The sequence below is a fragment of the Cysteiniphilum halobium genome (genome assembly GCF_003574425.1).
GTDB lineage: Bacteria > Pseudomonadota > Gammaproteobacteria > Francisellales > Francisellaceae > Caedibacter > Caedibacter halobius.
This window is the reverse complement of record NZ_KZ984540.1, coordinates 141160-151340: the sequence shown is the minus strand read 5'-3', so window position 1 is coordinate 151340 and position 10181 is coordinate 141160. Positions and strand designations below refer to the sequence as shown.

Below are 10181 nucleotides of genomic sequence, written 5' to 3'. Positions count from 1 at the left end.
GGATCAAACTCTTCAGTTTAAATCCTTAGATCATTAATTCCTGCCAAAAAACAAGAACTAACAACCCGCAAAAATTTTTGCTCAAAGTATTTAAGTATCTACATTTTATATCTCTTTAAACATCTTCAAAACCTTGCTACCAAGGCATTCTCGCGAACATTCTCGCTGAGAACGAGGTGCCATTATACACACCAATTCCCACCCCGCAACCCCTTTTTTCATCTTTTTATCCTTTTTCTCTTTTTTATTGATTTTTGGTTGAAACGCGACCCGAAAAGCCATGGCATTGATTGATTTACGATCTTATCAAATGATCTTTAGCGTATCTTAGATAGATTTATTCCTAATATTACCTTGGTTTTACTCTCAATCTATGACACCCTTGAAAAGAACCGGATACTAAAAACCTTATATTTCACGATGAAAAAATCACTTGTTAGCTTCGCCCGTCTTTCCTTTGGCAATATTATTGAGTGGTATGATTTCTCTTTATATATTTACTTTGCTATTTATATAGCCAAAGATTTTTTCCCAAGTCATGATCCTTATGTGAGCTTGTTATTAACCTTTACGACATTTTTCCTTGGCTCGCTTGTCCGCCCCCTAGGTGGATTCTTAATTGGCTGGCTAAGTGATTACTATCACCCTAAAGTTATGATTAATTTCTGTGTTATTGCAATGGGAATTTCTACCTTTTTGGTTGCACTCTTACCCGACTATCAGATGATTGGCATTTGGGCGCCGGTATTATTAATTATACTGCGCATCATTCAAGGCTTATCCGTTGGCGGACAATTCCCTGGACTTATCTCACTATCCGTAAAAGATCACCATAGTGACAAAGGCTTTGCAGTTGGCATGGTGTTCTCCATCTCATCACTGGGCTTTCTTCTTGCATCCATCGTTGGTTTTTTTGCTTCAAGCATTTTTTCACATCATGACACACAGTGGATTTGGCGTATTCCTTTTGCCTTAAGTGGTGTTTTATTTCTGATCTATCTTTATCTTAATCGTAATGAAAACTACCCAAATACCAACAAGAATAAAAAAGCACGACAAAATGTTTTCATATGGCTTGTTAGCCAATATAAAGCAGTAATTGCCGTCAGTCTTCTAACAACCATGGCTGCTTCTCTTTATTATATTGTCTTTACTTATCTGGTGAATTATCAAATTACTGAGCTTAATATCTCAGAACAGACAGCTTTTCTAACCAATAGTCTTACATTAGTATTAGCCTGTATTTGTTATCCTATCTTTGGGCAGCATGCCGATAGAATTGGTGCCAAACGTCTTTTTTATATTGCTGCAATCTTGTTTTTTCTTTTAACCATTCCATTGATTTATTTAATTCAAACAAAATCTCCAGCATGGGTATTTTTAGCAATTACCATTTTGACTTTACTGATGGCAGCAATTCAAGGCGCTATTTCCCCACTGTTTGCTGAAGCTTTCGACAGTCAGTGGCAAACAACCGGTTGCGCACTTTCCTATAGTATTGGCAATGGCATAAGTGGTGCAGCCCCTCTTGTTGCATTGTCACTTGTCCACGTTCACCCAGTTTACGGTTTGAGCATTCTGATTATGTGTTTACTCTTTCTTGGTGGTATCGGGCTATTACTCATTGGACATATTAAACATCTAAAAAAGCAATTAAGATATCCAATTACTGTCTATTAGCTTAGCGCTTGCGCAAGATCATCAATAATATCCTGTGGATGCTCGCCACCTATACTTAAACGAATAAGGTTTATTGAAATATTTGCAATATCACGCCCAGCTTCTCCTTGCTGTTGATGCGTTGATATCGCAGGAATTGTTGCAACCGATTTAATACGTCCTAAGTCCGTTGCTCTAAAAATCATATGTAAGCGACTTAACACCGCTTTGGTTTGCCTCAAATCACCTTTAACTAAAAAGGATATTAAGTGTCCGTAGCGCTTTACCATGTCATCTGAGTCAACTAAAGTGAAAAGAGATTGTGCTAAATCATGTTGTGGATGACTTTTCAGCCCGGGATAAATGACCTCTTCAACCATTTTATGCTCGTTTAAGAACTTTGCCACCGTATACGCTGTTTGTGACAACTGATCAACACGCATACGTAACGTGCGAAGCTCAGACAAAGTGAGAAAGGCACTCATCGCTGATAAGCACGCACCATTATCACGATTTGGTAATAGCTTGAGATACGATGCAAAATCCACTCTCACCTCATCAGCCAAATAAGATCCACGCATATTTGCTCGACTAATAATGGCTCCCCCTATCACCATCCCTGAGGCGCTCATAATTTTTGAAAGTGAATGAATCACAATATCAGCACCATATTGTAAAGGCCGACATAAAGCTGGGGTTGCCAAAGTTGCATCAACAATTAATGGAATATTATAATTTTGTGCGAGATTTGCCAGAGCTTTAATATCACAAATTGTCAAACCTGGATTTGATGGAATTTCAATGTAGATAAAACGAGTCTCTTTATCAATCGCTGCCTGCCACACATCAAGTGTAGCAAATGCTGACACCCAGCGAACCTTGCGACCCTTTTCAAATTGCCTTACATTAAACTGCTGAAATGTTCCACCGTATACTTGCGAACACACGACAAAATTGGCCTTTGTTGTATTTGCCAGTAACATATCCACCACTGCAGTAATAGCCGCCATGCCTGAGCTCATCACACAACAAGAAGCTTTTTGTGATGTTTGATAAGATTCCAGTAAGGCTAATGTTGACTCCAAATAATATACACTTGGATTATGAATACGAGAATACACCCAGCTTGGAATTTCATACGCTAGTGCTTTTTGCAATTCATCAGCGTTGGCAAATGCTTGTGCAGTAGTCATATAAACTGGCTCAATGATCGCACCTTGATTTAATATTGCTTCATGCAAATCATATACGCCATGCGTGGCAATGGTATCAAATGACTTAGTTGAAATTGCCTTATAGGCTTTCTCGCGTGCTTCAATAAGCGCAGTTATTTTATCCCTATCCACAAAGCAACCTCCTTATATGTTTATACCCACCACAAAATGATTATGATGGCTACATATACTATTAAAGCGTCTCCCTTTTAATGATCTTTGGTGTGATAAAAATCAATAATTCTTTATTTTCAGTGCTATTACTAACGCTACTGAATAACCAACCCAGTAATGGAATATCACCTAAAAAAGGAACCTTGCTTTTTGAATGCTCAACCGTTTTTTCATAAATGCCACCCAAGACAACTGTCTGACCATTTTTGACCATCAATTTTGTTTCGATCTCACGCTTATCTAATGCAGGCTCTCCGGTGGAACCTACTGTACCATCGGTAGAAGGCGCATCTTTTTTCACGGTAACATCCAACACCACATGGCCATTAGGTGCAACTTGTGGCTTCACCTTAAGCTCAAGTACTGCTTCTTTAAAAGCAATACTTGCAGCCCCTGAAGCACTACTCTCATTATAAGGGATCTCTTTACCCTGTTTAATATAAGCTTCTGTATTTTCAGCAACAACCAAATGAGGAGAGGAAACAATCTTAGCATCACCTTCAGTTTCAAGCGCTGATAATTCCAAACTTAAATCAATTCCACCAAACAAGCCACTAAATGCCAATGTTGCATTCGTTGATCCAGGTTTACTGTCCGTTGGATTTAAGTAATTAGGCAAAATACTAATTGTGCTGCCTGAGCTATTTTTAGCAGTATAACCAAGTCCTAAATCAAATGCCGATTTTCTTGATACTTCAACAATACGCGCCTCAATTAATACTTGATCCACCGGCTCATCCAAACTTTCAATCATCGCACGCACGGAATTAATATAATCTTTGGTATCTGTGATAACAATGGTATTGGTGCGCTCATCCGTAGCAATCGATCCACGTAACGATAAAAACCCAGTTTTACCCGCTTCAATTACTTTCATCACATCTTCTGCCTTAGCATAGTTAAGATGGATATACTCGGTAACAAGTGGTGCAGCTGCTTGATTAGCTTTCTGAGCTGCTGCCGCTTCTTGATCTTGTGCTGCGATTTCTGCATTGGGTGCGATATACAGGATATTACCCAGCAAACGCTTTCCAAGTCCTTTTGAGACAAGAATAATATTCAAAGCCTCTTCCCAAGGTACTTGATTTAAATTTAATGAAACATTACCATCAACCCCTTCACTGACAACAAGATTAAGACCAGCAAACTGCGCCATCGTTTGTAGTAAAGAGCGCACAGAAACATCTTGGAATTTCAAAGATATTTTCTTATTTACATTAAAACCATCAACCTCTGTCTGCTGGTTGGTTAAATCAACCTCAAGCATCTTATCAGTTGTCTTACGCGTGAAGTTAAATGGCACTGCCGTATGGATAACGACAACCAAGTCATTACCCTCTTGTGATAGATCAATCGAGTTTACAATCGTATTAAAAATTGTCGTATCGATATTATGCAGCCAATAGTCAGCAATACGGGTGTTTTTCAAGGTAATCAATAATGCATTTTTATGCTCTGAGAACTCGACATATTGCGGTTGCTTTTTCCAAAGCAGTTTTAATACACCGCCATTATTCAATGAACGTTGATAGCGAATGTCATCCACATGCGCATGTGAACTATTTAAATTAACTTTACTAGCTTCTTTAATTGATGTTAGTACATTCTTCTCAACAACTGGTTTTTTGTCATTCGCTGTCAACAAGTTTCTAGAAACATTCGTCTTAGGTGCGGCAGAAATTTTAGCAGCATTCTCCAAGTAATATGCCATATCCACATCGAGCGTCACTTTACCAAAGTGCAACGTATCTGCCGCAATGGGTACCGCTATCACACATGCTAACACATATGCAGTTAACCTTAAGACATTTGCCTTCAATAACATGTTATTCCGCCTGATCTAACTTTAATACGGTGTTTACTTTGAGCCATTGCCCCTCTTTCCCTTTCTTCCTTTCATCAATCTCCACATACTTTGCCGTAATTTTATCAACTCGTCCATAATCGCGACCAATATAATCACCAACCTGAACAATATTCGCATGTTGATTTTTTACATTGGTTATAATAGCCCAAAAATGCCCACTTTGCTCAATAACACCTGAAAATTTAAGGTTTTCTAATGGAATTCTCTCCAATGGTGTCTTACGTCGCGCCAAATCTGGTTCATATTGCTTATGATCAACTATTTGTGTTGGCGTCTCTTTGACCCTAAGCTTTGCTGGAGTATCAAAAGGGTTACGCAATCCTTTTGTATTCATAGCTTGTGTTTTAATCATCTTAAGCTCAGGCAAAGGAGCCACTTTATCTGCTGGTGTTTGCGCATTGGCCTTCTCAACGAAAAGTGCAAGATCTTTTGGCACTGCTAAGACCAAGTTTGATACGCCAAAAACAACAATAACCAATAAAGCACGGACTAACATCTACACACCTTCCTTGCCCGGTTTTGCTTTTAGGCTAAAGGTTTGTAAATTCATACTCATCTGCAAAATACCATTTTCACTGACGGTGTTATAAGGAACAATGCGATAATTTTCAATCAAAATAATCCGTGGTAACGTTTCAAGCTTATTAACAAAATGAGATAGTTGTTCAAACGTGCCATCACATGCTAATTGAATATTAAGGACAGCATAATTGTCCTTATAGTCCAAAGGCTGTGGGTTTAGCACTTTCACACGTAAACCATTTTGAAATGCCAAATCGGATAACTGCTCAATTAATTGCGGTAGTTCACTATCCGTTGGTAACGCTTGTAATGATGCATTGAATTTATTTTGCAAGATTTCGACTTGTTGCTGTAAAACAGGTAAAGACTTACTGCGTGCGATATTTTTAATTAGCTCATTTTTATATTGCCCCTCCAAGGCAAAAGCATTTGTCCTTTCCTGATAACGCATACTAACAACCGTTGAATAACCTAGTAGCACAACTAAAAGCAATACAATAACCGATATAATCAACTTCAACCATAAAGGTTGTATACTGAGTTTATCCAATAGCAAAATGAGCTTTTTTTTCATTTTGGCTCCTCCTGCTTAACGCTTATTTTGAAGGCATTCTCAGCACCAAAACCAGGTTTGCCAATTAAGCTGATATTCGATAAAGTTGGTCGATCAAACTCTGGTGAATCTTCCAAAGCGCGCATAAATTGCGCTACTGATTTACTATTCTCAGCACGGCCTTCTAACATCAGTTCATTTTTATTCTTCTCAATACTAATTAAATAGGCCGTATCCGGCAAGGTTTGTGACAATCCAAACCATACACCTAATACTTTCTGACGTTCTTTTTCTAAATTATTTAAAAGCTCAATCTTACGGATTAGCTCTAGCTTTTCTTTTTCAAGCTTAATCAACTCCGCATTAGTTTTTAAAAAGTTGATATTTTGTATGCGCAAATACTCATTACGTTCATACTGATTAGATAAACCTTCTGATGCAATAACAAGCCAGATAAAAGTGATGATCACACCAACAAGCACCACAAACCCAAAATCAAGTGCCAGAGATTTTAAGTGCCTCTTCTGACGCATTTCACGCCATGGTAAAAGGTTAAAGTTATGCATCAGTTAACCTCCGGCCGTGTTGCCAAAGCAATGGTTAATAGGTATGATGCTTTATGTTTAATATCTAGTGCCACCTGCGCATTATTTAATTGGGTAAACGGGTCCAATATAGTCACATCCAATTGCATCATTTCCTTAAAGCTTACAATGATATTATCAATCTCAACATGATCACCATACAACACAATTTTTTGCGGCTTTTTACCACGGTTAGAAACTTCAAACATTTGCATGTTACGCATAAGCCAAGCATTTACAGCATTTAAATACTCCGCTTCACTTAAGCCCGCTGAAATAGTTTTTTGCTCAGAAAAATAAATTTGATTTTCATCGAGAATATGTAATTTGAAACGTTTGAAATTCAAACAAATCAATGCCCAACAGTCTTGTTTTTCTTCTGGGTAGAAGATCTCAACAAAACGTTGCAACACATAGTTATCTATATCAATCACCTCAAGACGCAAACGACAGATTTTAGCTAACTGCTCATATTGTGCAATTTGATCTTTATGCGCTGCGATAAACAATACTTCCTGTTTACGCGTATTAGCCTCTTCTTCTTTTGTTTGCACTTCAAAATCATAAAATGTTTCTTCCGGTGGATAGGATACATGTTTATTAAAATCTAACACGATTTCGTCATGAATTTGTGCTTCAGTCAGCTCCTCATCAAAACGCAAGCGTTTGCTGATAATATTCGCACCATTGACAACAAAAGCCGCTTGCTTATGCTTAATCTTATGACGCTTTAAAAGCTCAAGCAAACTCTCTGCAACTCCAGCAAAATCAACGATTTGTCCATTTTCAATCATACCATGCTCTAGTTCTGCGCTATCAGCGGCGACCAATTCATAGCCTTGTGTCTTTTTTCTTAATACAACAATACGCAAAAAATAATCAGACCAATCAACAGCGACCAATCCTTTGCTTTTCAAGCGTGTCATCATATAAGAAAGCGGCATGCTTATTCGTCCTTTTAACTTCAATTTCTGACAGTATAGCCAAGCTTAAGGCAAAAAACAGCGTCAATACTATATTTTGTATGGTTTTAAGAGATATTTACCATTTTCATAGCCCGATAACTCAACCAGATCTGTAATTTTGCGCTTTCCTGTTTTATCACGCGCAATAAATACAATCAGGTCAATCGCCTGCAAAATAAGCGTTCTAGGTACTGTAACTACCACCTCTTGAATTAAGTCCTCAAAACGATAAGGGGATGACGCAACGCTATTGGCATGAATCGTGCACACCCCGCCAGGATGCCCTGTATTCCAAGCTTTTAGTAAATCAAGGGCTGAACCATCTCTGACCTCACCAATTACGATGCGATCTGGGCGCATTCGTAGAGAGCCTTTGACCAAATCACGCATCGTTACCGATGTCGTTGTTGTCATGGTAACCAAGTCATCAACTTCCACTTGAAGTTCGGGCAAATCCTCAATGACCAAAATGCGATCTTGACTACCTTGTAATTCTGCCAATAAAGCATTACAAAAAGTCGTTTTACCAGAACCCGTTCCACCAACAACAACGATATTTTTACGCTCAATAACTGCACGCCTTAGACCTTCTGCCTGCTCCTGTGTTAAAGCGCCTTGCTCAACGTATTGATCTAAGGTGAAAATAGCAATAGCGCGTCTACGAATAGAGAAACATGCACGATTAACCACAGGAGGCAACCACCCTTGAAAACGTGCCCCTTGGAAAGGTAGCTCTGCCGATACTTCAGGGTGCTCATCATTAGCAACATGGTTTTTAAAAGACGCAACAAGCTTGACGATGTTTTCACTTTGCTCTGCCGGAATATAAATATCCGTTGCCACTTTACCCTCCCCAATGCGCTCATAATGCAAACGCCCATCTGGATTTAGCATGATTTCAATGATTTTCTCGTCATACAGATACTCCATTACCTCTCTGCCAAACGCAGTTTTCAACATATTCAACTGTCTTTCTTCAATCAATACTCTTTGTATCATAATTTTACTGCCTTACTCATAATCTGCGCCTTATTCACCAATCCGTAGTAACGACTATCAAATGAATGCGGATTAGCAACACCTTGCATAAAGTAACTATCTTTGGGTATTGTCCCACAAAATCTAAACATCGGTAGTATATTGCCTTGACCATCTGTTTTATAGACCTTACCAATCCACTGTCCATTAATATAGACATTTTGATTCTTTATGCATAAAGAATCTCCTGCAACGCCCACTATTTCTTTTAACAGTGGAATGCCTTTTGGTAACCATTTTCTTGCTAAGATATAATTCTCTGTTTGCTGATTGGGTATAAACACCACACTATCCCCTTTGTGGTAATCTAGCTGGGGATAAGTAAAATACCAACCCTCAGGCATGCTTGGCGTTAATTGTTGAATAAATCCAATATGTAGGGTTTTTAATAGCCATAACAGAACATAAACCACAGCCAAAATAGTCAGCATTTTATATAAAAATGAAAGCCTTGCCACTCCTTATTAATCTTCTTTTATTTTACGAATCGTACTGTCTGAAATACTCTTATTGATATTGGAAGCATCAGAAACCTTATCTTGCTTCTTCCCACCTATCACTCCTCCTTGCACAGTTGTTGAGACATTCACATTTGTACTACCTCCACCTACAACACTACTTCCTGTAACAACAGTAGCTCCTGATTGCATTGATCCGCCCATTGCAGTACTTGATCCTGCTACCCCATGCATGGAAGAAGCAGCACCCACTGGTGAGACAGATACTGAAGTAGACTGTGGCGGCTGATTAACCACGACGTGTGCAGCCGCCGGAGAAGACATATTCTCGAAGATATTGCCCCCTGGTTTGCCAACTGCTTTAGCAAGATAATTAGGTAAAGTATAAATCAAGATTAACAGGATAAAAGATGTAAAAAATAATGCTAATGGCTTTTCAAGGCTAGTGGAATCACTAATTGCTGTAATTTTTAAGCTTTGGAATAAAGTAAATGCTACCCCTAAAATAAAAATCACAGCAAGTAATCTCACCCCTGCACGCAGTAAATGTTGTATCGACTTATAAAATAAATCCTGTATGGGTTTAAACACACCCAATGGCACAACAATCAAAGACAATACTGATACGAAATAAAACAACACGACTGAAATAATGATTTGCGCACCAATAGCGGCAAAAATAAGCAAAAGCCCCATGCCCAACACCAAATAAAGCATTGACAGCCCCATATTAAAGGTACCGTATTGCACAGAGATCTTAAGCATTGACACACCAGCTTTAAAACCAATTCCCCACAGCTTACCTGGACTATACAGTAATGCTTGGGATTTCTCAGGTGCAACGATATATCCGACCTTAATAAAAGTTGCCAAAATCATTTGCAGCAATTCAGGGAAGTATTTGACAATGGTAAAAAACAAACCAATTTTAATAATCTTAACGATAAGATTACCAATACCTTCATCTTGTTTAATAACCCAAACAAGTCCAAAAATCACAAGCTCAAGACTAGCGACAATTGCCAAAAGCGTTAATGCTGAGCCTTGCAATGCACTAAATTTTGCATTGATTTGCTCAATAAAACCAAATTGGATTTTATCAAGCAGCTGTGTTCCTAAGACACTTGTTACATCTGCCATACCTTAC

10 protein-coding genes are annotated in these 10181 nt (G+C 38.4%); 1 reads left to right on the top strand and 9 read right to left on the bottom strand.

Annotated features, from left to right (window positions below):
- Positions 1–420: 420 nt before the first annotated feature.
- Positions 421–1680 carry an MFS transporter gene (locus DNK85_RS01005; RefSeq protein ID WP_119327723.1) on the top strand — a complete coding sequence of 420 codons (1260 nt, stop codon included), beginning with the start codon at positions 421–423 and terminating at the stop codon, positions 1678–1680.
- Here the strand turns inward: DNK85_RS01005 and DNK85_RS01000 are convergent.
- The 9 genes from DNK85_RS01000 to DNK85_RS00960 form a co-directional block, all read right to left on the bottom strand.
- Positions 1677–3005 (bottom strand): trans-sulfuration enzyme family protein, encoded by a 1329-nt coding sequence (locus DNK85_RS01000; protein ID WP_119327722.1) that lies wholly within the window; start codon positions 3003–3005, stop codon positions 1677–1679. The two genes, DNK85_RS01005 and DNK85_RS01000, sit on opposite strands and share 4 nt — an antisense overlap.
- Before the next feature lie 61 nt (positions 3006–3066).
- Positions 3067–4872, bottom strand: a complete 1806-nt coding sequence (locus tag DNK85_RS00995; RefSeq protein ID WP_119327721.1) for a type IV pilus secretin PilQ — start codon at positions 4870–4872, stop codon at positions 3067–3069.
- 1 nt (position 4873) lies between these two features.
- On the bottom strand, positions 4874–5410 hold the full coding sequence (locus DNK85_RS00990; protein ID WP_119327720.1) for a pilus assembly protein PilP: 537 nt from the start codon (positions 5408–5410) through the stop codon (positions 4874–4876).
- Entirely contained in the window at positions 5411–6010 is a 600-nt protein-coding gene (locus tag DNK85_RS00985; protein ID WP_119327719.1) for a type IV pilus inner membrane component PilO, read from the bottom strand. It lies immediately after the preceding gene.
- Positions 6007–6555: a PilN domain-containing protein gene (locus DNK85_RS00980; protein WP_119327718.1), complete on the bottom strand. Its 549-nt coding sequence runs from the start codon at positions 6553–6555 to the stop codon at positions 6007–6009. Before DNK85_RS00980 ends, DNK85_RS00985 begins: the two co-directional genes overlap by 4 nt.
- Positions 6555–7517, bottom strand: a complete 963-nt coding sequence (gene pilM, locus DNK85_RS00975) for a type IV pilus biogenesis protein PilM (protein ID WP_119327717.1) — start codon at positions 7515–7517, stop codon at positions 6555–6557. Before pilM ends, DNK85_RS00980 begins: the two co-directional genes overlap by 1 nt.
- A 69-nt stretch (positions 7518–7586) precedes the next feature.
- The gene (gene trbB / locus DNK85_RS00970; RefSeq protein WP_119327716.1) at positions 7587–8537 is read right to left on the bottom strand and encodes a P-type conjugative transfer ATPase TrbB; all 951 of its coding nucleotides are present in this window, start codon (positions 8535–8537) and stop codon (positions 7587–7589) included.
- A complete protein-coding gene (gene lepB, locus DNK85_RS00965; protein WP_162896448.1) occupies positions 8534–9034 on the bottom strand; it encodes a signal peptidase I in 501 nt (166 codons plus the stop codon). The genes trbB and lepB overlap by 4 nt, the downstream gene beginning before the upstream one ends.
- A 6-nt stretch (positions 9035–9040) precedes the next feature.
- Positions 9041–10174 carry a type IV secretion system protein gene (locus DNK85_RS00960; RefSeq protein WP_119327714.1) on the bottom strand — a complete coding sequence of 378 codons (1134 nt, stop codon included), beginning with the start codon at positions 10172–10174 and terminating at the stop codon, positions 9041–9043.
- Positions 10175–10181 lie beyond the last annotated feature (7 nt).

Excerpts from the sequence above, each read along its gene's own strand:
- DNK85_RS01005 (WP_119327723.1), top strand. The coding sequence starts at position 421 with ATGAAAAAATCACTTGTTAGCTTCGCCCGTCTTTCCTTTGGCAATATT.
- DNK85_RS00995 (WP_119327721.1), bottom strand. The coding sequence starts at position 4,872 with ATGTTATTGAAGGCAAATGTCTTAAGGTTAACTGCATATGTGTTAGCA.
- DNK85_RS00990 (WP_119327720.1), bottom strand. The coding sequence starts at position 5,410 with ATGTTAGTCCGTGCTTTATTGGTTATTGTTGTTTTTGGCGTATCAAAC.
- DNK85_RS00985 (WP_119327719.1), bottom strand. The coding sequence starts at position 6,010 with ATGAAAAAAAAGCTCATTTTGCTATTGGATAAACTCAGTATACAACCT.
- DNK85_RS00980 (WP_119327718.1), bottom strand. The coding sequence starts at position 6,555 with ATGCATAACTTTAACCTTTTACCATGGCGTGAAATGCGTCAGAAGAGG.
- pilM (WP_119327717.1), bottom strand. The coding sequence starts at position 7,517 with ATGCCGCTTTCTTATATGATGACACGCTTGAAAAGCAAAGGATTGGTC.
- trbB (WP_119327716.1), bottom strand. The coding sequence starts at position 8,537 with ATGATACAAAGAGTATTGATTGAAGAAAGACAGTTGAATATGTTGAAA.
- DNK85_RS00960 (WP_119327714.1), bottom strand. The coding sequence starts at position 10,174 with ATGGCAGATGTAACAAGTGTCTTAGGAACACAGCTGCTTGATAAAATC.